The sequence below is a fragment of the Mesorhizobium sp. B2-4-1 genome, from assembly GCF_006442185.1.
GTDB lineage: Bacteria > Pseudomonadota > Alphaproteobacteria > Rhizobiales > Rhizobiaceae > Mesorhizobium.
Genome location: NZ_VFVN01000004.1, coordinates 138,655 through 160,581, shown reverse-complemented (window position 1 = coordinate 160,581; position 21,927 = coordinate 138,655). Strand labels below are relative to the sequence as shown.

The window sequence follows — 21,927 nt, the reverse complement described above, 5'->3', positions numbered from 1 at the left end:
TCGTCGAGCAGCCGGCAGCATGAAAGCTTCGACGGGTCGGGTCATCGACCGCGCTTCGGGCTTATCGTGGAGAGCAGGCCGGACCCGCGGGGGTCGGCCTGCGAATGTCCCTATCGGGCGCTCGGCAGGATCTGGTGCAGCACGATGGCCCAGACGGCGCCGAAGGCGATGGACGAGCCCAGAATGTACTGCACGATATCGGGAAGCGTCTTGACGAAATCCGGCGGCGCAAGCGTGGCAAACAGGGCCATCAGGATCGGCAGGCCGACGACCAGCATGTTCCTTTCCGTCAGCGGCGTGCCGCGCACGACGCGGAACCCGTTCATGGCGATGACGACGCAGAGCACGCCGAACACGCCGCCGATGACCGGGCCCGGGATCGAGGCGATGACCGCCGACAGTTTGCCGACCAGTCCGAACAGGACCAGGAAGATGCCTGCCGCGGCGAAGGCGGCGCGGCTGGCGATGCCGGTGATGGCGATGATGCCGGCATTCGACGAATAGCCGGTGACCGGGGTGCTGCAAAGCAGTGCGCTGACCAGGCAGCCGAGGCCTTCGCCGGTGGCGCCCCTGTCGAGCTGTTCGTTCGACAGGGGCTTGTCGATGACGGCGCCGACCGCGAACCAGGTGCCGGTGGTTTCGGCGAGGACCACGATATAGACGATGAGCATCGTGAGCGTCGCCGAGAGCGAGAACGTCACGTCGAGGTTGAGGAATGCCACGCGCGGCATCGAAAACCAGGTCGCCTCGGAGACCGCTCCCATGTTGAGTTGGCTCATGGAGGCGGCGGCCACGCAGCCGGCCACAAGTGCGATGATTACGGAGAGCAGGCGCAGCCAGGCGCCCTTCGCGCCGAGCGCCATGCCGGTCAGCATACAGCCGACGAGCACCGCCGCCGCAACAAAGGCAAGGATGATATTGCCGCCGACGGTGGCAGTGCCGTGGACCGCGAACACGCTTTCGCGGAGTGCGACCGGCATCAGCGCGATGCCGACGACGATGATGATGGCGCCGCCGACGATGGGCGGGACAAAGCGGTCTACCAAGCGATGGAAGATTCCCGTGGGCGAACCGAGCAGCATGACCAGTATGGCGCCGGGAATGAGCGCTCCGATCACCGCGGAAAGACCGGCAATGCCGCCGCCGGCGCCGAAGGCGATAGCCAGCACCGCGCCGATCGGCACAAAGGACGGCCCCTGCACCACCGGCAGGCGCATCAGAAGCTGCGACTGGATCAGGGTGGCGATGCCCGCCGCGACGAAAGCCGACTGGATGAAGGCGCCGGCATCGCCCGCGCTGAAGGCCAGGACCGATGCGATGATGAACGGCACGATGTAAACATCCATCGCCAGCACGTGCTGGAGGCCGAGCAGGGCGGCCTTGCCCAGTGGCAGCGGATCGTCCGGCTGAGCAATCAAAGTGATTTCCGGTGCAGTGCGTTCCATGATGTCCCCTCTGGAATTTCCCGGCCGATCATGGGATCAGTCGGCGCCAAAGGACAGCGGCGCAAAGGTTTGCCAACTGTTTTCTTGCGCGCCATGCAATAACGGCCACACGCGCCAGCGCAACCGGAGCGATCCATGACAAGAGAGGCCTTCACGCTGCTTGGCACCGCCTTCCACACGCCGGAGCGCGGCCGGCTGGAGGTGCTGAAGGACCATCTGTTCAGCATCGATGCACAGGGACGGATCGCGGAGATTGTCGCACCCGGCCATCCCGAATACGCGGCGAGGAAGAGCGATGCCCGCCAGGCGGGCAGCCTAGTGGAGCTCGGCGAAGGCCAGTTCCTGCTGCCCGGCCTGATCGACCTGCACATCCACGCGCCGCAATGGCCGCAAATGGGCAAGGCACTGGACGTGCCGCTCGAGGTCTGGCTGCAAAAATATACGTTTCCGCTCGAGGCGCGCTATGCCGACACCGGCTACGCCCGCGAGGTCTATGCCGACCTGGTCGACAATCTTCTCGCCAACGGCACCACCACGGCGCTCTATTTTGCCACCGTCCATGTCGAGGCCAGCTTGGCGCTTGCCGAGATATGCCTCGAAAAGGGCCAGCGCGCTTTGGTCGGCAAGGTGGCGATGGACGATCCCGAGCAGTGCCCGTCTTTCTATCGCGATGCCGACGCGGCAAGCGCCATTTCCGACACCAGACGCTTCATCGAGGCGGTCAGATCGTTGGATACCGGCGAAAGACCGCTGGTCCGGCCGGTGATCACGCCGCGCTTCATCCCCAGCTGCACGGATGCGGCGCTGCAAGGCCTGGGCGAACTCGCTTCCGAGTTCGGCTGCCACGTGCAGACACATTGCTCAGAGAGCGATTGGGCGAAAGAATTCGTCGAGACGCGCTTCGGCCGCACCGACGCGGCTAGCCTGGACGATTTCGGCCTGCTGACGCGCCGCACCATTCTGGCGCATTCAAACTTCATCGACGGGCAGGATATGGACCTCATCAAGGGGAAGGGGGCTGGCGTCGCGCATTGCCCGCTGTCCAATTTCTATTTCGCCAATGCGGTGTTTCCGCTGCGCGACGCGCTGGACCGGCACATGCATGTCGGGCTCGGGACGGACATTTCCGGCGGCTACAGCCCGTCGCTCTTCGACGGCTGCCGGCATGCGCTGTCAGCCTCGAGGACGCTGCAGAGCGGTGTCCATCCCGGCATGGACGCAGCGCAGCGCGGCGCGCCCGGCGCGCCGATCACGCATCAGGAGGCGTTCTGGCTGGCCACCGCCGGCGGTGCCGAAGCGCTCGACCTGCCGACGGGCAGCTTTCGCGTCGGCCATGAATTCGATGCGCTGCTGATCGACACGACGGCGAAGGCCTCGAACATTCATGTCAGCATGGCGGACGACACGCTCGACGATGTCTTCCAGAAGATCGTGCTCAACGCGGCACCCGCCAACATCGCCGCTGTCTGGGTGAGTGGACGGGCGGTGGTGGGGCAGTAGCCACGTCGCAGTCTCAGATCGGGCCCTATGCGCGCGATGGTTCCTCGGTAAGAGGTTGTTTTTGCGCCTTCAGCAACACGTCCTTGGCGGCGATCACCGCGCCGACCGTGATCAGGACGCAAGCGAGCGCAACAGACCAGTGGAAGAGGCCGAACCCGGCCAGCAGCAGCACGATCACCGAGAACAGCGGCGCGGCATAGGAAAGCGCGCCCAGGATCATGATGTCTCCACGCTTGCAGCCATGGTCCCATGCGTAGAAGCCGGCGCCGAGCGGTATCACGCCTAGAATGACGATAGCGCTCCATTGCGTCATTGTCTGCGGCCAGACAGTGATCTCGAGCGCGAGATGGAGAGTGAAGGCCACGGCCGCGGTGACCAGGCAGTACACCGCCACCACATCGGTCGGCACCTGGCCGAAACGGCGCGACAGGACGGAATAACCGGACCAGACGAAGGCGCAGAACAGGGCAATGACGTGGCCCGGCTTCACGCCGTCGGCAAGCCCCACGCTGCCGCCTTTGGTGATGACGACGATGGCACCCGCCAGGCCGAGCATCACACCGGCTATGTGGTGAGACCTCAGCCGCTCTCCCGGCAGGAAAGCGGCGAAGACGACGATCAGCAATGGCCAGAGATAAGCAATCAGGCTCACCTCGACGGGCGGGGCGGACTGGATGGCGAAAAAGTACGCGCAGTGATAGATGCACAGCCCTGCCGTGCCGATTGCCCAGACCTGCCATGGCTGCCGTAGCGACTTGAGCGCCGACGGGCGGACAATCCAGCTGGCCGCCCCGACTGAGCCTCCCAGCAGAAACGTCATTGCCGCCAATTGAAAGGGCGGGATCGGCCCCGCGGCGGTCGACAGCAGCGCGAGGAACGACCAGGTCAGAATGGCCGAGAAACCGATCAGGGTCGGGATGGTCCTTTTCATATGGTCCCCTTCCGCGTTCACTGAGCCAATAGCGGAAAGGCCTAGCGAGGGCAGCCCGTGCACGGCCTTACCCTGTCGGGAATGCGACCCGGCCTGGTCTGTTCACGCTCCGGTCTGTGGTCCCTGCGGAGATGACCGAAGGATCACGTATTAAACTTGAACAGCATGATGTCGCCGTCCTGGACGACATACTCCTTGCCTTCGTCGCGCGCCTTGCCGGCTTCCTTGGCCGCTACTTCGCCGCCCAGCGTGACGAAATCATTGTAGGCGATGGTCTGGGCGCGGATGAAGCCGCGCTCGAAATCGGTGTGGATGACGCCGGCGGCCTGCGGCGCCTTGGCGCCCTTGTGCACAGTCCAGGCGCGCGTCTCCTTCGGCCCGACGGTGAAATAGGTGATGAGCTGCAACAATTCGTAGCCGGCGCGGATCACCTTGTTCAGGCCGGGCTCGTCGAGGCCGAGCGAGGACAGGAATTCCATCTCTTCCTCGTCGGAGAGCTGCGCAACCTCGGCTTCGATCGCGGCCGAAATAACGACGGTGCGTGCGCCCTGCGCGGCGGCCATCTGCTCCACGGCCCTGGTGTGCTCGTTGCCGGTGGCCGCGTCAGCCTCGGCGACGTTGCAGACGTAGAGCACGGGATGCGAGGTCAGAAGGTTCAAGCCTTGCAGAATGCGCAGGTCTTCCGCCGAGATGCCGTTGAGCAGGATGCGGGTCGGCTTGCCTGCCTGCAGAAGCTCAAGCGCTGCCTCCATCATCGGCAGCACGGTCAAGGCTTCCTTGTCCTTGCCGGACGCGCGCTTGCGGAATTGCGCGATGCGGCGTTCGAGGCTCTCGAGGTCGGCGAGCATCAGCTCGGTCTCGACCGTCTCGGCGTCGGCGACCGGGTCGATGCGGCCCTCGACATGGGTGATGTCGTCATCCTCGAAGCAGCGCAGCACATGCACGATGGCATCGACCTCGCGGATGTTGGCGAGGAACTGGTTGCCCAGGCCTTCGCCCTTCGAGGCGCCGCGCACCAGGCCGGCGATGTCGACAAAGGAGATGCGGGTCGGGATGATCTCCTTCGACTTGCCGATCGCGGCGATCTTCTGCAGGCGCGGATCGGGCACCGCCACCTCGCCGGTGTTCGGTTCGATGGTGCAGAACGGGTAGTTGGCGGCCTGCGCGGCGGCCGTCCTCGTCAGCGCGTTGAAAAGCGTCGACTTGCCGACATTGGGCAAGCCAACGATGCCGCATTTGAAACCCATTTTGTCCGGTCCTATCGGGAATTTGAGATTTGGTGAGGGCTATGGGCGATAGGGGTGATGAACGTCAAGCCCTGTAACGCCGTATGGACCCGAGCTCAGTCCTTGTTGCCGAACAGCTTCTTCAGCATGGCGGCCATCGGGCCGCTCTCCGGCAGCTTGGCGGGCGCCTGTTGCGGCCGTGCCTGGCGGATGTGGCTTTGCTGCTTGGGCGCCGGCTTTTCCGGTTCCACGCCGGCCTTGCCCTGAAGGGCGAGGGCGGCCTTGTTCATGAAGCCGGATTCGTCGCCCTTGACGATCATCGCCGCGTTGTCGGCGACCGCGTCGAGCAGCGGGTCCAGCCAGTCGCGGTCGGTCTTGCCGAAATCGCCGAGTACATGATGCTGCACCATCTCCTTGACGCCGGGATGGCCGACACCGATGCGCACACGCCGATACGCGTTGCCGACATGGCCGTCGATCGAGCGGATGCCGTTGTGGCCGCCGGCGCCGCCGCCGGTCTTGATGCGCAGCTTACCTTCGGCAAGGTCGATCTCGTCGTAGAAGACGGTCAGCGCCCCGGGGCCGAGCTTGTAGAAGCGCAGCGCTTCGCCGACCGACTGGCCGGACAGGTTCATGAAGGTCTGCGGCTTGATCAGGATGATCTTTTCACCGCCGAGCGTGCCCTCGGCGATCAATCCCTGGAATTTCTTAGACCAGGGCGAAAAGGAGTGGCGGCGGGCGATCGCGTCCACCGCCATGAAGCCGACATTGTGCCGGTTGGCGGCATATTTCGCGCCCGGATTGCCGAGGCCTGCAAAGACAAGCGGCATCGTCAGCTCCGGGCGTGAAAAAGTTACTTCTCTTCGGCGGCGGGAGCCGCCTCAGGTGCAGCCTCGACCGTCTCTTCCGTCTCCGGCTTCATCGCCGACGAACCGGCGACGGTCGCGATGGTGAAGTCGCGGTCGGAGATGACGGGCTTGACGCCGGCCGGCAGCTTGACCGACGAGATATGGATCGAATCGCCAATGTCGGCGCCGGTGAGATCGACGGTAATGAATTCCGGGATCGCATTGGCCGGGCAGTGGAACTCGACCTCGTGACGCACGATGTTGAGCACGCCGCCGCGCTTGATGCCGGGCGACTTGTCCTCGTTGATGAAGTGGACAGGCACGTCGACATTGACCTCGGTGTCCTTGCCGATGCGCAAGAAGTCGACATGGACAGGGAAATCCTTGACGGGGTCGAGTTGGAAGTCCTTCGGCAGGACCTGGATCTTCTTGCCGTCGACATCGATCGTGGCGATCGTGGTCAGGAACCCGCCGCCGTGGATCTTGTAGTAGATGTCCTTGTAGGTGAGAGCGATCGCCAGGGGAGGCTGCTTGTCACCGTAAATTACTGCAGGCACTTTACCGTTGCGGCGAACTGCACGGGCGGACCCCTTACCGACCTGTTCGCGCGCTTCGGCCTTGAGCTCGTAAGTATCGTGGCTCATGGCACTTCCTTTCGCGTTGTTCTGGAGCGTTTGCGGTTGGCAATGGGCCTGGACCGTAAACGTCGAAAGCCGCCGGGTGAGGCGGCCTTCCGCCGCGTTGCCTCCAAGGGTGTCTACGCGGGTGGCGGCTCTATAGCGGAAGGCGGCCGGAGGTGCAAGCCAAAGGCAGTCATCCAAAGGCAATGGTCCGGGACGGGACGCCTCGCCCGGCCGAAAGCGCTCGAGGCTTCACGCCGGCGCCGGTCCAAGGTTGTCACTGGAGCGGTTCAGCGTCGATAGGATCGCCGACCCGCTCCAGTTCTTTGTCTTAGGCAATTGCCCGGGAAGGCGCTACGCACTTTCTCCGGGAAAACCGCTGCACATTTTTCCTGGAATTGCCCTATCCGCGCTTTTCGATGACGCCATACAGCACGTTGCGGTTTTCGCCAAAGAACACCTGCGCCTCGACGGTGTTGCGGTCGACGCTGGCATTGATGATGTTCCACATGTCGGCCTCGGAGCGCAGCAGCAACACCCAGTCCATGAACGTTTCCCTATAGCCGGCGTCGGGATTGCCCTCGGCGTAGTTGGCAAAAAGGAACCTGCCGTTCGGCTTCAGCATCTGCAGGCAAGTCTTCGTGAGTTTCACGGCGACGTTGTGCTGGAGGTAGTCGTAAAGACCGGAGGCGTAGATGAGGTCGAACTTGCCCAGCTTGTGGCCCCTGGTGAGCACAGTCCGCACCGAGCCGTCGACGGCCTCGACCGCGGTGCCCTGGAAGTCTCGCGCGATCAATCCAACGCTCTGGGGATCCTGATCGAGCGCAACCCAACGCTTGAGGCGGCCCTCAGCCAAGGCGGTCGAACGATTGGCCTCGCGCAAATGACCGGCGGCGATCGCCAGGACCTCGGCTTGCGGTCCGCTCTTGTCCGCCGTCTCGTCGACATACCGGGTCAAGAGATCGCGCCGTTCCCGCGCCGCCACGCAGGACGGTACGTCCTTGGTATGGCTGTAGAGTGCCTTCCCTGTGTCCGAGGCGCTCGCCACGCTTTCGGCCACGTGCGGATCACAATAGATGTAGTCAAGCAACTGCGCGTCGCCGGAATAGCCCCTGGGCTTGGTGAATGACCACCGGGTGAGCGGGTCCTGGAGAAAGTAGTCAAGGATCGGATGGTTCTGCGCCACCGGGATCAACGACTGCCAAACGTCGGGGTGAACCTTGGCCCGCAGGGCGTTAAGATAGGACAGCAGGCGACGAACGATCTCGGCAGGGTCTTTCTCTTCCTCGACCTGCTGGTGTGTCGCATGGAGAATGAGCGCGAGTTCCGCGCGGGCGGTTTCGAACGCCTCGCCGTGATGCTCCGGCTTTCTTCGAGGAAAACTGCCGGCAATCATCTCGGCAGTAATCAGGCTTTTGCCATCAAAGACACTTTGCACTCGAGCACTCCATAGTTAACAGTCAGTTAACTTATTGCGTACAATGCTCGATTTGCCAATGTCGTCCCGAACGCATTTTAACGGTATGCTTAATTTCCCGCCAACCATGTTCGCGCGTTAAAATCTGCCGCATTGGATTCCCGGCCTGAATTAACCGAAATTTGTTTCGCGCCGTTGCATTGTCGTGCGAGGTGCGCAGTCGCCGTCGCGTCCAAGGAGTTGGCCCGCGTGGGGGCAGAAGCCAAAAAAGAACTTGGAACGCAAAATCCCCTTCAACCAGGATTTGTCGAGAGCGAACGCGTGTCATCCAGACTGGCCGACATGGCGCATGTAGAGCCGTACGAAGCCCGCTACGAGCCGGGGCCCGACGAGCTCCGCGTCCTTTACCGAAGGGAAGCCCAGGCGAAGCGAAGACTGGAAGCCCGGCCTGGGCTTTGGATCGCCGTGGCCATCTATCTCCTGTTTTCGGCAACGGATCTGCTGCTGATCCCGGACGTGGCGGCCTATACGATCATGGCGCGCTTCGCCGTCGGCGTGACCGCACTGTCGATCCTGGAGGCGCAACTTCGCCGGGGAGTGGCCACGGAATGGCTCGACGTGACTTGCGCCGGGGCCATCATTTTCGGCTATATCGGCTGGTTGTTCCCGGCCTTTATGAGCGCGGACAAGGAAGGCGTCGCCTACTATATGGTATTCGGCACCATCTTCATGATGAGTGCAAATCTATTCTTCACATTCAGTTTCAATCTATCGATCGTGACATCAACCATCATCATGTGTGTCTTGTATGCCGTGAATTATTTTGTGCCCGCCACGGTAACATACAAGATGGTATTTGGCGCCTTCTACGTTTCGTGTTTCACATTCACGTCCTATGTGAACTGGAAGCTGAACGAGGAGCGCTACAACGTCTTCCTGAACGCGCTGGAAGCCAAAATCCAGCACAAGGAAGCCACCGAACGCGGCAAGGCCCTGCTGCGGCTGTCGCGGACCGATCCGCTTACGGGTCTGGAGAATCGACGGGCGATCGATGAAAAGCTCAGGGACTACTGGGGGGAGTGGCAAAGGGTCGGTACCAGTTTCGTGGCGATGCTCATCGACGTGGACTTCTTCAAGAAGTTCAATGACTGCTACGGCCACCAGGAAGGCGACCGTTGCCTTATCCATGTCGCCAATGCCCTCCGGGATATGATCAGGGAATACAATGGCTCGATCGGCCGCTACGGCGGTGAAGAATTCATCGTCCTGGCCCGCATGGAGAACAAGGATCAGATCATAGATATCGCGGAAGCCATTTGCCGCACCGTCGAGAACCTGGCGCTTACCCACGAATTGCGGCGCGACGGTATCTCGGTTGTGACGGTAAGCGTTGGCGCTGCATTCACCAGGACGCAGACCGGTGCCAAGCTGGAGAAGATCATCCACGAGGCCGATCGCGCACTCTATCTGGCAAAGGCAGGCGGTCGAAACTGTGCCCGGCTGTTCGACCCAACCGATCCCCAGAGCAGCGACGAGAGCGAGAACATTGCGGCTTTGCTGAAGATCGCGATCGGCCAGGATCTCGTTTCACTCGTTTATCAACCTATCCAGGATGTCGCGACGGACCGGGTTGAAGCGGTGGAGGCCCTGATGCGCCTCAAAATGCTGGACGGCACATCGGTTCCGCCGAGCCTGTTCATTCCCGTAGCGGAGCGAACCGGCGCCATCCTGGAACTCGGGCGCTGGGCCATCAGGACTGTTTGCGCCGAGCTCCTGGCGCACGATCATGTGCGCGTCGTCAGCGTCAACGTCTCTCCGATTCAGCTCAAGACCCCCGGCTTCGCGGCGTCGGTCGCGACCATCCTGGGCGAGACCGGCGTAACCGGCAACAGGCTGGCCTTCGAGATCACCGAGGGGCTGGAGATGGAGATGCACTCGGACATTCTTCGCTGCATCAGCGACCTGAAGCTGCTGGGGATCAAGATCTGGCTTGATGATTTCGGCACCGGCTTCGCTGGCCTCTCGTGGCTTCGCCTGATCGATTTCGATACGGTGAAGATCGACCGCTCCTTCCTTCACGACTGCGCCACCCCGAACGGCAAGGCAATGCTCCAGGACATTGTCGCCCTGGTCCGAAACCGCGGCCACAAAATCCTGGTCGAAGGGGTGGAAACGGACGAGCAGATGGCTCTCATGCGCGAATTCGGCATCGACAAGGTCCAGGGTTTTCATGTCGGCCGTCCCGCTCCGGCCGGGAGTTTCCAGGTTAAACGGACCGTCAAGCGCCCATTCACCGTGCTGAAATCCGCCTGATCAGTCTTGGCTCAGGTCCCGCCGACCCGCACGGCGGGTCGTCGATTTGATCCTCGCCCCGCACAATTCACCGTCGGAACGGCTGCCAGGCGCGGGTGTGGCCAACGATCGCTCGTCAACGCCGCGCACAGCGCCTGGATCTCTCGGTTCAGGCATCGAGTTCGGCCAGCGTCATGCCCGAGCGTTCGGTCGGGGTCTCATTCGGGCGTTGCAGTGGACGGGCAGCTTGCGGCGGCGGTCGGGTCGACCTGTATCTGTCGCTCGTCGGCCTGGCGTCCGAGAATGGCGACGCCCTTGGCCGAAACCGCGCATCTGCCGAACCACTGAAGGGCGCCGCGGCGCAAACTCAATCTCCCTATTCCGCCAGTTTTGAAATCTTCTCGCTCATTTAATTCTACAAAATCGGTAGTCTTAATGAATAAGGACCGCGAGGAGAGCCCGATGACGAACAAGCTGGTGGTGGGAATATCCGGCAACCTGACCCGCCCATCGAAGACCAAGGCCTTTATCAGCCATATCGCCGGCGAGGCGGCGAACCGCATCGGGGCGACCTCGGCTATATACGACATTGAAAATCTCGGTCCGTCGCTGCCGGCGGCAAGGCGCCTCGGCGATCTCGATCCGGCGGCCCGCGCCATCATCGAACAACTGGTCGGCGCCGACGTGCTGGTCGCGGGGTCGCCGACCTTCAAAGGCAGCTATACCGGGCTCTTCAAGCATTTGTTCGATCTGCTCGATCCGTCGTCGCTGCGCGGAAAACCGGTCATCCTTGCCGCGACGGGCGGCGGCGAACGCCACTCGCTGATCGTCGAACATCAGCTGCGGCCGCTGTTCGGTTTTTTCGAGGCGCTGACCGTGCCGACCGCGATCTACGCATCGGACAGGGATTTCGCCGACGGCGTCCTGGTGTCGGAGGCCATCCATGCCCGCGCCCGGCAGGCGGTTGCCGAGGTTTCCCGCGTCGTCGGGTCGGCACGCAGCGTCGGCCTCGCCGCCTGAACTCCAAATGGTTTTCGAACAGAGGGACCCAGCCATGACCATCAAATCAAGACAGATCAAGCTCGGCGCCTTTCTACCCGGTGGCGGCCAGCATGTCGCCGCGTGGCGCCATCCCGACGCTCCGGCCGACGGCGCGACCAATTTCGAGTTTCACAAGCAGCTCGCGCTGACTGCCGAACGCGGCCTGTTCGATGCCTATTTCCTCGCCGACAACCTGACGGTCGGGCTTGGCGCCCGCGAAGGCGGCAACGCCAAGATCGCGGGCTTCGAACCGGTGACGTTGTTTGCGGCGCTGGCGCCGCTGACGACGCATCTCGGATTCATCGCCACGGCATCGACCACCTATGAGGAGCCCTACACGCTTGCCCGAAAATTCGCCTCGCTCGACCTCTTGTCGAATGGCCGGGCCGGCTGGAACGTCGTCACCTCGGCGGGCGACGACACGGCGCGCAACTTCAACCGCGACATCCAGCCCAACCATGCCGAGCGCTACGCACGAGCGCATGAGCATGTCGAGACGGTCAAGGCGCTGTGGGACAGCTGGGAGGACGACGCCTTTATCCGCGACAAGAAAACGGGCCGCTTCTACGACAAGGACAAGCTTCACGACATCGACCACAAGGGTGAGCATTTCAGTGTCAAAGGGCCGCTCAATGTGCCCCGCCCGGTGCAGGGCCACCCCGTGGTCGTGCAGGCGGGCCAGTCCGAGGATGGGCGCAAGCTCGCGGCGGCCTCGGCCGAGGTCATCTTCACCGCGCATCAGAACCTTGCCTCCGCGCAGGAATTCTATCGCGACATCAAGGCCCGCGTGGCGGCGGCCGGCCGAGATCCCGAACAGGTGCTGATCATGCCCGGCGTGGCGCCCTTTGTCGGCCGCACCGAAGAAGAGGCGCGAACCAAGTATCAGCAATTGAACGACCTGATCCTGCCCGAGGACGGCGTCGCACTGCTCAACGGGCTTGCCGGACAAACGCTCGATCTCAGGGGCTATCCGCTCGACGGACCGCTGCCGCCGAGCCGCGAAACCGAAGGCATGAAGAGCCGCCAGGCGCTGATCCGCCAGATCGCCGACGAGCACAACTTCTCCATCCGCCAGCTCTATCAATGGGTCGCGACCGCACGAGGCCACTACACCGTGATCGGCAGCGCCACCCAGGTCGCGGACCAACTGGAGGAATGGTTCAGCAACGAAGCCGCCGACGGGTTCAACATCCTGCCGCCATGGCTGCCCGGCGCGCTGGACGATTTCGTCGACCTGGTGGTCCCCGAATTACAGCGGCGCGGCCTGTTTCGTACTGCTTACGAGGGCAGGACGCTGCGCGAGAATCTTGGCCTCAAGCGGCCGCAGAACCCCTGGACGGTTGCCCGTTCGACCGTGCTCGCCGCCGAATGATGCGTTGAAGCGAAAGGCATGAGGATGACTTTGCAGCACATTGAACGGCCGACCGGCATCGGCGCGCATGAAAACGGCAACGGGCTCGGCGCCGATATTCTGAGCCTGGCTGGCCGAACCCTCACGCGTCTGCTGTCGCGCTATGGCGTGCTTTTGGGGTTCCTGGCGCTCTGGCAGGCGGCGGCGAGTGGCGGCTGGGTCAATGCCGCGGTATTGCCGCCGATCGACATGATCGTCGTAGCGCTCTGGAAGGGCCTCGCCGGGGGCAGCCTGCTCGGCGACATCGCCATCAGCCTGCAGCGCGCCGGCCTCGCCTTCGCCGCGGCGGCTACGGTCGCCATCCCGCTCGGCCTCGTCATGGGTCAGACCCGCAGCGTCGAGACGGCGCTCGATCCGATCCTGCAACTGTTCCGGCAGACCTCGGCACTGGCGCTCTACCCCGTCTTCATCCTGCTCCTGGGTCTGGGTGAGGCCTCCAAAGTGTTCGTCATCTTCTGGGCGACGCTGTTTCCGCTGCTGCTCAACACGATCAGCGGCGTCAAGGAGGTCGATCCGAAGCTGCTCGAAATGGCGCGCGTCTACGGCGCCCGGCGGCTGACCATATTCCGGCGCGTCGTGCTGCCGGGCGCCGTGCCTTCGATCTTCGTCGGGTTGAGGCTCGGCGCGACCACCGCGCTGCTGCTGCTGATTGCCTCGGAAATGATCGGCGCCAACAAAGGCATCGGCTTCCAGGTGATGAACGCGCAGTACAATTTCCAGATCCCGCTGATGTTCGCGTCGATCGTCATCCTGGCCGCGCTCGGCCTGATCGCGAACCAGGTGCTGGTCAGCCTGCAGCGGCGGCTTTGCCGCTGGAGCAGTTCCGCCGGCTGAACAGCCGCCCCCATCATCGTCATTTTTGAAAAGTGAAAGGCCGGATCATGACCATCACACGCCGCTCGCTGCTTCTGCGCGCCCCTCTTGCCGCCGGCATCATCGCCGTCGGGCTACCATCGATCGCGCGCTCGCAGGCCGCTTCCGTCAAGATACGCTATCTCGCCAGCCGCGGCAGCATCTCGCCGCATGAGCTTGCCGACCAACTCGGCTACTTCAAGGGCCTCGGCATCGAGCTCGAGAATGTCGGCTATGCCGGCGGCGGCCCGGAATCGCTGTTTGCGCTCGCCTCCGGCAGCGTCGACCTGGGTTCGGCCGCCACGCCGGCCGTGATCAACTCGATCGCCGGCGGCAACGACTTCGTCGCCGCCTATCCGAGCAACGGCATCAACAGCCAGGTCAAAAGTGTTTTCTATGTGCTGGAGGACAGCCCGATCAGGTCGATCGCGGACGTCGCCGGCAAGACGATCTCGGTCAACACGCTCGGCGCCCATCTCGACTACGCGGTGCGTGAAGCGCTGCACAGCGTCGGCCTGCCGCCGGACGCCGCCAAGCTCGTCGTGGTGCCCGGGCCGCAACTCGAGCAGACGTTGCGCTCGCATCAGGTCGATGTCGCCGGGCTCGGCTACTGGCAGGCGACTTTCGCCGGTGCCCTGGTGGCCAATGGCGGTGTGCGCGGCGTGTTCAACGACGCCGACGTGCTGGGCGAGATCGCGGGCGGCTTCATCGTGCTGCGGCGGGATTTCATCGCCGCCAATCGCGACGCCGCCAAGAACTTCGTCGAACAGTCCGCGCGTGCGGCCGACTGGTCGCGGCAGAATCCCGACGAGGCCCGCAAGGTGCTGGCCGAAATCCTCGACAAACGCGGCGAGAACGGCGAACTGGCGCGCTACTGGACGGGTTTCGGTCTGCGCGAAAAGGCGGTGGCGACCGACCGCGACATCGACTTCTGGGTGGCTGTGCTCGAGCGCGACGGCCGCCTGCCGAGAGGCAAACTCAAGGCTGCCGACATCCTCTACCGGCCAGGCGAAAGCAAGACCAATTGAGCAAGGAGGCACCCAGCATGGCCACAGCACGCGGCGAGGTCACGATCCGCGACCTGTCGAAGTCCTTTGCACTCGGCGGGCGCTCGCTCGCCGTGCTGCGTTCGCTCAATCTCGACATCCGCTCCGGCGAGTGTCTGGTCATTGTCGGCGCCAGCGGATCGGGCAAGACGACATTGCTGCGCATCCTTGCCGGGTTGGAAACCGCCGACGAAGGCGCCGTTGCGATCGATGGCAAGCAAATAAAAGGCGTCGGCGCGGAGCGGGCGGTGATCTTCCAGGAACCGCGCTTGCTGCCCTGGCTGAGCGTGCTTGGCAACGTCGCCTTCGGCCTCGAAGTTCGCGGCGTGCCCAAGGTGCAGGCCGAGCGGAGGGCGCGCTTCTACATAGCGCTGGTCGGTCTTGCCGAGTTCAGCGATGCCTACCCGCGGCAGCTTTCGGGCGGCATGGCGCAACGCGTCGGCATCGCCCGGGCGCTGACGGTGCAGCCCGAAATTCTGCTGCTCGATGAGCCGCTCGGCGCCCTCGACGCCATGACCAAGATCTCCATGCAGGAGGAACTGGCGCGCATCTGGAGCGAGGAAAACGTCACCATGGTCATGGTCACCCACGATCTGGAGGAGGCGATCTATCTCGCCGACAGAGTGCTGATCCTGCCCAAGGAGAAAGGCGGCGCGGCGCGTCTGATCACCGTCGACCTGCCGCGCCCCCGTGATCGCAGCGAAAGCCGCTTCGTGCGCCACCGTGAGGAGTTGCTGCGCGAATTCGGCCTGCACTGAGGCCTCGACGCGCTCGCACGTGTCGAGGCGCTTTCCCAGGTTAGGCCTTCCGTGCTTCCTTCATATTGGGCAGGAACACCGTCAACAGGCCCAGGAACGGCAAATACGAACAGATCTGGAAGACGAAGTCGATGCCCTTCATGTCAGCGACGATACCGAGCACGGCGGCGGCGATACCGCCGACGCCGAAGGCGAAGCCGAAGAAGATGCCGGCGATCATGCCGACGCGGCCCGGCACCAGTTCCTGCGCAAAGACGACGATGTTGGAGAAGGCCGACGACAGGATCAGGCCGATCAGCACCGTCAGCACCATCGTCCATTCCATGTTGGCGTAAGGCAGCGCCAGCGTGAAGGGCAGCACGCCGACGATGGAAAACCAGATCATCGCCTTCTGTCCGTAGCGGTCGCCGAACGGACCGCCGAGCAGGATGCCCAGCGCCGAGGCGCCGAGGAACAGGAACAGCATGACCTGCGACATCTGCACCGAAACGCCGAACTTATGGATGGCGTAGAAGGTGTAGTAGCTGGATAGGCTGGCGATGTAGGCGTTCTTGGTCAGCACCAGCAGCGTCAGCACGGCCAGGGCCCCCATCACCTTGCGGCGCGGGAAGGGCGAGACGAAACTGGACGTCTTGCGGTTCGCCTGTGTGGCGCGCAAGCGGCTGTACCACCCGCCGACCTGCCACAACACGACGATGCCGATAAGCGAGCCGACGGCGAACCATGAAATGCTGGTCTGGCCGAAAGGCACGACGATAAATGCCGCCAGCAGCGGTCCCATGGACTGGCCGAAATTGCCACCGACCTGGAACAGCGACTGCGCCAGGCCGAAGCGGCCGCCTGAGGCGAAGCGGGCGATGCGCGAGGATTCCGGATGGAAGATCGCCGAGCCGATGCCGATCAGCGAAGCGCCGATCAGGAGCAGCGTGTAGTGGCCGGCATAGGCAAGCACGATCAGGCCGATCAGCGAAGAGGCCATGCCGTAGGGCAGGGAATAGGGCATTGGCCGCTTGTCGGTGATCATGCCGATCACCGGCTGCAGCAACGACGCAGTCACCTGGAAGGTGAAGGTCAGAAGGCCGATCTGCCAGAAATCGAGGCCGTAATTCTCCTTCAACAGGGGATAGATGGCCGATAGCAGCGACTGCATGATGTCGTTGATGCAATGGCAAAAACTCACCGCCAGGATGACGGTGAAGGCCGTCGCCTGGGCTGAAGCATGGCTGGCGGTCGCGGGAGGGGCGACGGCTGTCGTATCGGTCAAGGCAGGCTCCGTAGTCTTTTTGGCGGGCATACCCGCGGGCAAGCTGGCGGACGCTCCTGCGGCCGCCTTGGGAACGGATGGCTTATAGGCCGCTTGCGGGACGACTTCTTTCGTGGTTTGGTCCAATAGTTTCGCAAGTGGGCCATAGCTTATGCCGCATGGCAGGGAAATTTTTCACGCTGGCAATGCCGACCTCGAGCAGTTGCACGAGCGTCGCTGGCTATGGCTGGAGCAAGTGGCCGGGCCGGCGGTGGCGTTGCCGACCGAATATCCCGACGGCTACCATGTGCCGCGGCACCGCCACAGCCGCAGCCAGTTGCTGCATGCGCTGGTCGGCGTCGTGCTGGTGACGACGCGGCACGGGCGCTGGATGGTGCCGCCCGATCACGCCATGTGGATCCCCGCGGGCACCGAGCATTCCGTCGAGATGCTGGGCGATGTCTCGATGCGCTCGGTCTATGTCATGCCGGGAGCGATCCCCGGACTGCCGGAAGGCTTGCGCGTCGTCGGCGTCACCGACCTGATGCACAGCCTGATCGTTGAATCGGAAAAACTGCCGCAAGGCGGCGTGCTGGAAGGGCGTGGCGGGCTGATCATGAATCTCCTGCTGCACGAAATTCCGACTTTGCCGGAGCGGCCGCTTGGCCTGCCGTTCCCCTCCGATCCCAGGCTGGCGGCGCTGTGCCGGCGTTTCGTGGCGGCACCGTCGCCGCGCGCGACGATCGACGAGTGGGCGGACGCCGCCGGCATGAGCCGACGCTCCTTCACGCGCGCCTTTCATCGCCAGACCGGACTGTCGCTGTCGACATGGCGCCAGCAAGCATGCCTGTTCGCGGCGCTGCCGAGGCTCGCCGATGGGGAGCCGATCACCCGGGTGGCGCTCGATCTCGGCTATGACAGCGTGCCGGCCTTCATCACCATGTTCAAGCGCATGCTGGGCGCCTCGCCGCGCGGCTATATGCGCGGTGCGCGAGATGCCGGCGAAAACCCGCGGCGCATAGGCGGTCCGATCGCCGCTTGAGGCATGCCGATGGCATCAAGCTGATGCGCCAACCTTCGGTCTAAGGTCCATTTGCAGGAGCACTGATTGCACGTTGTAATCGGTTTTGCTGCGCTACGCGCCCGCCGGGATCGACAATTAGTCGAACAGGCTCGACACCGATTCCTCGGTTGCCGTGCGCGAGATGGCTTCGCCCATCAGGTCGGCGATCGAGATGACGCGGATATTGGGGGCGTCGAGCACGCCCTGGGTCGGCTGGATGGAATCGGTGATCACCAGTTCCTGCAGCTTGGAGCCACTGATGCGGGTGACCGCGCCGCCCGACAGCACACCATGAGTGATATAGGCGGTGACGCTGGTGGCGCCGTTGGCCAGCAGCGCATCGGCGGCGTTGCACAGCGTGCCGCCGGAATCGACGATGTCGTCGATCAGCAGGCAGTCCTTGCCGGCGACCGCGCCGATGATGTTCATGACCTCCGATTCGCCGGGACGCTCGCGGCGTTTGTCGACGATGGCGAGCTGTGCGTCGAAGCGCTTGGCCAGCGCGCGTGCACGCACCACGCCACCAATGTCGGGCGACACCACGACGACGTTGCCGAGCTGCTTGTATTTCGCCTTCACATCGCGGGCCATGACCGGCACCGAGAACAGATTGTCGGTCGGAATATCGAAGAAGCCCTGGATCTGGCCGGCGTGGAGGTCGAGCGTGAGCACGCGGTCGACCCCGGCGCGGGTGATCATGTTGGCGACCAGCTTGGCCGAGATCGGCGTGCGGCCGGAGGCGCGGCGGTCCTGCCTGGCATAGCCGAAATAGGGGATCACCGCCGTGATGCGCTTGGCCGACGAGCGCATGAAGGCGTCGATCATGATGAGCAGTTCCATCAGGTGATCGTTGGTCGGAAAGGAAGTCGACTGCAGGATGAAGACATCCTCGCCGCGCACGTTTTCCTGGATCTCGACGAAGATTTCCTGGTCGGCGAAGCGCCTGACGCTGGCCTTGCCCAGCGGGATGTTGAGATAGCGGGCGACCGCCTCGGCCAGCACCCTGTTGGAATTGCCCGCGAAGAGTTTCATGCACCGTTCCTGGTGGAGGATGGAGAGCCCCAACAGACTCGCCTACGCCCTTTAACCGGGCTTTTAGCGGCCCGCGCGGCTATTGCAAGCACCGTGATTGGAAATCCGCCGGCTAATCCTGGGAAATGTTCGCGCCATCGCGTATGGGCAACACTGGGCAGCTGACCCGCCGCCGCTGCTCCTTCCCCTTGTTCGAGCATGGGATTTCCCCGCGGCCGTTTCCATTCGGGTCCGATGGTCTAGCCCGCCTTGCCGCCGAGCCATGCCGCGAACTGGTCGATGGTCTGGTCGGCGATCGCCTGCATGGTGGCTGGCGCCACCGCTTTCCAGCTGTCGCCGCCCCCGCTGGCGCCGGAACTGGCCGAAGCCGCCTTCTGCTGGCCGTTGATGCGATGCAGGCGGTTGCCCGAGGGATCGTAGACGTCCCACACATAGATGACGGTGGTGTCCTTGCCTTCGGAGATCACCGAGAAATAGCCTTTGAGCACATGGGTCGCGGTCTGGTCGGCGCTGCCGGCCAGCGTGATGCCGCGCTGCCTAGCGCGCGTCTGCAACTCCGCCGTCAGCGGCGTCGCCGCTTCCACCGAAGCGCCGACGATCGGCGCGATCTGCAGGCGCGTCCTGGCAAGGATTGCGGCGGTCTGTGCGGGCGTGGCTGACGTCGTGGTCGTTGCTGGAGCGCCCGCCGTGGTCGTGGCAGGGCCAGCGGGCGCCGGGGTGGCGGCGCTGCCCTGGGCTGCCGGCGTGGCCGGCGCCGCGGCCGTGGGCGGGGTGATGGCGGAGGGTTCGAGGACGTCTTTTGCGTTGGTGCAGGCGGCGAGCGCCAGGACCACGAGCAATGACACGGTCGTCAGCTGCGATCGTCTCATTTGCCTTCTAACTCCTTGGCGAAGAACGCCTCCCATCGTGGATTCACTGTACGATCAAGTCGAGATCATGGCGGGAAAGCGGCTTCGGCTGTGATTCGGTCGTGAGATAGGTGCGGCCAAGCGTCATCGCCGTCTCGGTTTCGGAATCCATGATGATCATGTGGGCGAACAACGTCATGTTCGGCGCGATCGGCTCGGGATTGCCCTGGTAGAACATCGGCATGTCCATCCAGGACGGGGTGAAGCGGGCGCCGACCGAGTAGCCGCAGGCATTCAGCCGATGCTTGGTCAGTCCACGTGCCTCCATGACACGGGCATGCGCGTCGAACACATCGCCGAAACTGTTGCCCGGCGTCATCGCCTTCTCGACCGCCAGCAGCGCGGCACGGGCCGCGTCGAACAAGTCCTGGTGACGCTTCGAGGCCTTGCCGGTCAGCACCGTGCGCATCATCGGCGCATGATAGTGATGAAAGACTCCCGCCCATTCGAGCGTCAACTGGTCGTTCTTGGTGAGCTTGCGGCGACCGGCCTTGTAGCGGCACAGCAGCGCGTCGACGCCGGAGCCGATGATGAATTCGTTGGCCGGATAGTCGCCGCCACCGGCAAAGATCGCGCCTTGCATGGCGGCAAGGATCAGCGCCTCGTCACCGCCCTGCTTGATCAGCGGCAAGGCCGCATCCAGCGCGTCGTCGGCCAGGTTCGCCGCCTTCTCGGCCTTGGCGATCTCGGCCGGGCTCTTGAACAGGCGCAGCCGGCCGACGATGCCGGATGCATCGGCGATCTGGCCGAAGGTCTGCAGCTGCTCGTCGAGGCGGCGGCCATTATAGGCGGTCAGCCCATGAGTGTCGTATTCGACCCCGATGCGGGCGCCGAGCAGGTCGAGCTCGTTCAGCAGATTGCGCAGGTCGACGGCCGGATTGGCGCAATCGCGATCGGTCCACAGCACGATGTTGTCGATGATTGAGGTGTGGCGCGCCTGACGCAGGTCGGCCGAGCGGGTCAGCAACACCATGGACCCGTCGGCTTTCACCACCAGGCACTGGAAGAAGCAGAAACCGAACGTGTCGTAGCCGGTCAGCCAATACATGCTTTCCTGCGCGAAGAGCAGGATGGCGTCGAGCTTCTTCTCGGCCATCTCGATCACCAGCCGGTCGCGGCGCGCGTCGAATTCGGATCGTTCAAAATGCAGCGCCATTATTCACTCTCCAAAACGATTGCCGATATCTGCCGGCCGTAATCGGGTTCCTTGCGGTGCGTCGTGCGCCGGTAGGAGTAAAACAGATCTTCCTCGGCATAGGTGCAGCGGCCGAGACCTTGCGCGGTCACACCCGCCCTGTCGAGCCGGTCCACCGTGTAGCGGTTGAGGTCGAACATCGAATGACCGGGATTCGCCGAAGGCGCGAAATATCTGTCATTTTCGCCATCGGCCTCGACGAAGCGGGCGACGAATTCAGGCCCGACCTCGTAGTTTTCCGGGCCGATCGAGGGGCCGAGCACGGCGACGATGTTTTCACGCCTGGCGCCGAGACTTTCCATGGCGGCAATGGTGTTCTCGAGCACCCCCGTGAAGGCGCCTTTCCAGCCGGCATGCGCCGCGCCGATGATACGCGCCGCGGCATCCGCGAACAGCACAGGGCCGCAATCGGCGGTCGAGGCGCCGATGGCGATGCCCGGCCGGTCGGTGACGATGGCGTCGGCCTTGGGACGCTCGCCTGCAAAGGGTCCCCTGGCGACGACGACATCAGGCGAATGGATTTGCCAGGCGGTCAGGAGATGGTCCGCCGGCACGCCCATCCAGGCGGCGACACGGCGGCGGTTCTCGGCGACCAGCGCCTGGTCGTCATCCGAGCCGGTGCCGATGTTGAGGCCCTGATAGATGCCGGTCGAGACGCCGCCGACGCGGGTGAAATAACCGTGGCGGATGCCTTGTGCCTGCGCCAGGTCCAGCAGCGGCGACCGCACGGGATCCAGTTTGGTCTGATTCAGCATGTGGGCGTTGTTGTCCGTGTGGGCGGTTTCGTCAAGAAAAAGTCCGAAGCGAGACGACCGGCGTTCAGCCGCTCTTTTACCGGGCGGGAGATTGGGAGGGGTGACGATGAAAAGTCAATCCGGCGTTGCGAAGGGGCAACGCAACGAATCCGGGGTAACGGTTCCTTCGCCGCTGTGCGGTGAGGGAGCATTGAACGGAAAAACCCGCCTGTGCGGCGGGTCCCTGGCGCAACTCAGCACCATAACCAAATATCTACCATAGTTGCCTTCACCCTGTCAAGAAAAAATTCCTATCATGAGAAGTTGCCGGCCATGAAAAGCTACCGACACAACTGGACTGGCCG

General features: G+C 63.6%; 20 protein-coding genes. 8 read left to right on the top strand and 12 right to left on the bottom strand.

Translation table 11 applies throughout. The features are described 5' to 3' along the window. Positions 1–110 precede the first annotated feature (110 nt). Entirely contained in the window at positions 111–1,445 is a 1,335-nt protein-coding gene (locus FJ949_RS12455) for a solute carrier family 23 protein (protein ID WP_140496029.1), read from the bottom strand. A 135-nt stretch (positions 1,446–1,580) separates the two neighbouring features. Here FJ949_RS12455 and guaD point away from each other — a divergent pair, with 135 nt between their 5' ends. Beyond that, positions 1,581–2,945, top strand: coding sequence for a guanine deaminase (gene guaD / locus FJ949_RS12450; protein WP_140496028.1), 1,365 nt, complete (start codon positions 1,581–1,583; stop codon positions 2,943–2,945). Positions 2,946–2,970: 25 nt separating this feature from the next. On the opposite strand, the gene FJ949_RS12445 is transcribed toward guaD, so the two are convergent. The 5 genes from FJ949_RS12445 to FJ949_RS12425 form a co-directional block, all read right to left on the bottom strand. After that, positions 2,971–3,876, bottom strand: a complete 906-nt coding sequence (locus tag FJ949_RS12445; protein WP_140496426.1) for an EamA family transporter — start codon at positions 3,874–3,876, stop codon at positions 2,971–2,973. Positions 3,877–4,019: 143 nt separating this feature from the next. Continuing rightward, a complete protein-coding gene (gene ychF, locus FJ949_RS12440; protein WP_140496027.1) occupies positions 4,020–5,123 on the bottom strand; it encodes a redox-regulated ATPase YchF in 1,104 nt (367 codons plus the stop codon). A 95-nt stretch (positions 5,124–5,218) separates the two neighbouring features. After that, positions 5,219–5,932 (bottom strand): aminoacyl-tRNA hydrolase, encoded by a 714-nt coding sequence (pth, locus tag FJ949_RS12435; protein ID WP_140496026.1) that lies wholly within the window; start codon positions 5,930–5,932, stop codon positions 5,219–5,221. Positions 5,933–5,955: 23 nt separating this feature from the next. Beyond that, positions 5,956–6,594, bottom strand: coding sequence for a 50S ribosomal protein L25/general stress protein Ctc (locus FJ949_RS12430; RefSeq protein WP_140496025.1), 639 nt, complete (start codon positions 6,592–6,594; stop codon positions 5,956–5,958). Between the two features lie 379 nt (positions 6,595–6,973). Then, positions 6,974–8,008, bottom strand: coding sequence for a class I SAM-dependent methyltransferase (locus FJ949_RS12425; protein WP_140496024.1), 1,035 nt, complete (start codon positions 8,006–8,008; stop codon positions 6,974–6,976). Positions 8,009–8,329: 321 nt separating this feature from the next. On the opposite strand from FJ949_RS12425, the gene FJ949_RS12420 reads away from it, so the two are divergent. Next, positions 8,330–10,300 (top strand): EAL domain-containing protein, encoded by a 1,971-nt coding sequence (locus FJ949_RS12420; RefSeq protein ID WP_140496424.1) that lies wholly within the window; start codon positions 8,330–8,332, stop codon positions 10,298–10,300. Positions 10,301–10,497: 197 nt separating this feature from the next. Here FJ949_RS12420 and FJ949_RS30330 read toward each other — a convergent pair whose 3' ends face one another. After that, positions 10,498–10,650, bottom strand: coding sequence for a hypothetical protein (locus FJ949_RS30330; protein ID WP_181167704.1), 153 nt, complete (start codon positions 10,648–10,650; stop codon positions 10,498–10,500). Positions 10,651–10,741: 91 nt separating this feature from the next. On the opposite strand from FJ949_RS30330, the gene msuE reads away from it, so the two are divergent. Genes msuE through FJ949_RS12395 form a run of 5 tightly spaced genes read left to right on the top strand, consistent with a single transcriptional unit; the run spans position 10,742 to position 15,387 of the window. Next, entirely contained in the window at positions 10,742–11,299 is a 558-nt protein-coding gene (gene msuE / locus FJ949_RS12415) for an FMN reductase (RefSeq protein ID WP_140496023.1), read from the top strand. 34 nt (positions 11,300–11,333) lie between these two features. Next, entirely contained in the window at positions 11,334–12,692 is a 1,359-nt protein-coding gene (locus tag FJ949_RS12410) for an LLM class flavin-dependent oxidoreductase (protein WP_140496022.1), read from the top strand. Between the two features lie 24 nt (positions 12,693–12,716). Beyond that, positions 12,717–13,565 carry an ABC transporter permease gene (locus tag FJ949_RS12405; protein WP_140496422.1) on the top strand — a complete coding sequence of 283 codons (849 nt, stop codon included), beginning with the start codon at positions 12,717–12,719 and terminating at the stop codon, positions 13,563–13,565. A 47-nt stretch (positions 13,566–13,612) separates the two neighbouring features. Further along, positions 13,613–14,611 (top strand): ABC transporter substrate-binding protein, encoded by a 999-nt coding sequence (locus FJ949_RS12400; RefSeq protein WP_140496021.1) that lies wholly within the window; start codon positions 13,613–13,615, stop codon positions 14,609–14,611. Positions 14,612–14,628: 17 nt separating this feature from the next. Continuing rightward, entirely contained in the window at positions 14,629–15,387 is a 759-nt protein-coding gene (locus FJ949_RS12395) for an ABC transporter ATP-binding protein (protein ID WP_140496020.1), read from the top strand. A 40-nt stretch (positions 15,388–15,427) separates the two neighbouring features. Here the strand turns inward: FJ949_RS12395 and FJ949_RS12390 are convergent, their stop codons facing one another. Then, positions 15,428–16,651 carry an MFS transporter gene (locus FJ949_RS12390; RefSeq protein ID WP_140666080.1) on the bottom strand — a complete coding sequence of 408 codons (1,224 nt, stop codon included), beginning with the start codon at positions 16,649–16,651 and terminating at the stop codon, positions 15,428–15,430. Between the two features lie 151 nt (positions 16,652–16,802). Here FJ949_RS12390 and FJ949_RS12385 point away from each other — a divergent pair, with 151 nt between their 5' ends. After that, positions 16,803–17,672, top strand: a complete 870-nt coding sequence (locus FJ949_RS12385; protein WP_140496018.1) for a helix-turn-helix transcriptional regulator — start codon at positions 16,803–16,805, stop codon at positions 17,670–17,672. Positions 17,673–17,789: 117 nt separating this feature from the next. On the opposite strand, the gene FJ949_RS12380 is transcribed toward FJ949_RS12385, so the two are convergent. The 4 genes from FJ949_RS12380 to pgeF all read right to left on the bottom strand — a co-directional run bounded on the left by FJ949_RS12380 (position 17,790) and on the right by pgeF (position 21,583). Beyond that, positions 17,790–18,725 (bottom strand): ribose-phosphate pyrophosphokinase, encoded by a 936-nt coding sequence (locus FJ949_RS12380; RefSeq protein ID WP_140496017.1) that lies wholly within the window; start codon positions 18,723–18,725, stop codon positions 17,790–17,792. Between the two features lie 239 nt (positions 18,726–18,964). Then, a complete protein-coding gene (locus FJ949_RS12375; RefSeq protein ID WP_140496016.1) occupies positions 18,965–19,594 on the bottom strand; it encodes a hypothetical protein in 630 nt (209 codons plus the stop codon). 43 nt (positions 19,595–19,637) lie between these two features. Continuing rightward, positions 19,638–20,789 carry a Xaa-Pro peptidase family protein gene (locus FJ949_RS12370; protein ID WP_140496015.1) on the bottom strand — a complete coding sequence of 384 codons (1,152 nt, stop codon included), beginning with the start codon at positions 20,787–20,789 and terminating at the stop codon, positions 19,638–19,640. Beyond that, complete coding sequence (gene pgeF / locus FJ949_RS12365; protein ID WP_140496014.1) at positions 20,789–21,583, bottom strand: peptidoglycan editing factor PgeF; 795 nt, start codon at positions 21,581–21,583, stop codon at positions 20,789–20,791. The genes FJ949_RS12370 and pgeF overlap by 1 nt, the downstream gene beginning before the upstream one ends. Positions 21,584–21,927: the final 344 nt, after the last annotated feature.

Excerpts from the sequence above, each read along its gene's own strand:
- FJ949_RS12455 (WP_140496029.1), bottom strand. The coding sequence starts at position 1,445 with ATGGAACGCACTGCACCGGAAATCACTTTGATTGCTCAGCCGGACGAT.
- guaD (WP_140496028.1), top strand. The coding sequence starts at position 1,581 with ATGACAAGAGAGGCCTTCACGCTGCTTGGCACCGCCTTCCACACGCCG.
- FJ949_RS12445 (WP_140496426.1), bottom strand. The coding sequence starts at position 3,876 with ATGAAAAGGACCATCCCGACCCTGATCGGTTTCTCGGCCATTCTGACC.
- ychF (WP_140496027.1), bottom strand. The coding sequence starts at position 5,123 with ATGGGTTTCAAATGCGGCATCGTTGGCTTGCCCAATGTCGGCAAGTCG.
- pth (WP_140496026.1), bottom strand. The coding sequence starts at position 5,932 with ATGCCGCTTGTCTTTGCAGGCCTCGGCAATCCGGGCGCGAAATATGCC.
- FJ949_RS12430 (WP_140496025.1), bottom strand. The coding sequence starts at position 6,594 with ATGAGCCACGATACTTACGAGCTCAAGGCCGAAGCGCGCGAACAGGTC.
- FJ949_RS12420 (WP_140496424.1), top strand. The coding sequence starts at position 8,330 with ATGGCGCATGTAGAGCCGTACGAAGCCCGCTACGAGCCGGGGCCCGAC.
- msuE (WP_140496023.1), top strand. The coding sequence starts at position 10,742 with ATGACGAACAAGCTGGTGGTGGGAATATCCGGCAACCTGACCCGCCCA.
- FJ949_RS12410 (WP_140496022.1), top strand. The coding sequence starts at position 11,334 with ATGACCATCAAATCAAGACAGATCAAGCTCGGCGCCTTTCTACCCGGT.
- FJ949_RS12405 (WP_140496422.1), top strand. The coding sequence starts at position 12,717 with ATGACTTTGCAGCACATTGAACGGCCGACCGGCATCGGCGCGCATGAA.
- FJ949_RS12400 (WP_140496021.1), top strand. The coding sequence starts at position 13,613 with ATGACCATCACACGCCGCTCGCTGCTTCTGCGCGCCCCTCTTGCCGCC.
- FJ949_RS12395 (WP_140496020.1), top strand. The coding sequence starts at position 14,629 with ATGGCCACAGCACGCGGCGAGGTCACGATCCGCGACCTGTCGAAGTCC.
- FJ949_RS12385 (WP_140496018.1), top strand. The coding sequence starts at position 16,803 with ATGCCGCATGGCAGGGAAATTTTTCACGCTGGCAATGCCGACCTCGAG.
- FJ949_RS12380 (WP_140496017.1), bottom strand. The coding sequence starts at position 18,725 with ATGAAACTCTTCGCGGGCAATTCCAACAGGGTGCTGGCCGAGGCGGTC.
- FJ949_RS12375 (WP_140496016.1), bottom strand. The coding sequence starts at position 19,594 with ATGAGACGATCGCAGCTGACGACCGTGTCATTGCTCGTGGTCCTGGCG.
- FJ949_RS12370 (WP_140496015.1), bottom strand. The coding sequence starts at position 20,789 with ATGGCGCTGCATTTTGAACGATCCGAATTCGACGCGCGCCGCGACCGG.
- pgeF (WP_140496014.1), bottom strand. The coding sequence starts at position 21,583 with ATGCTGAATCAGACCAAACTGGATCCCGTGCGGTCGCCGCTGCTGGAC.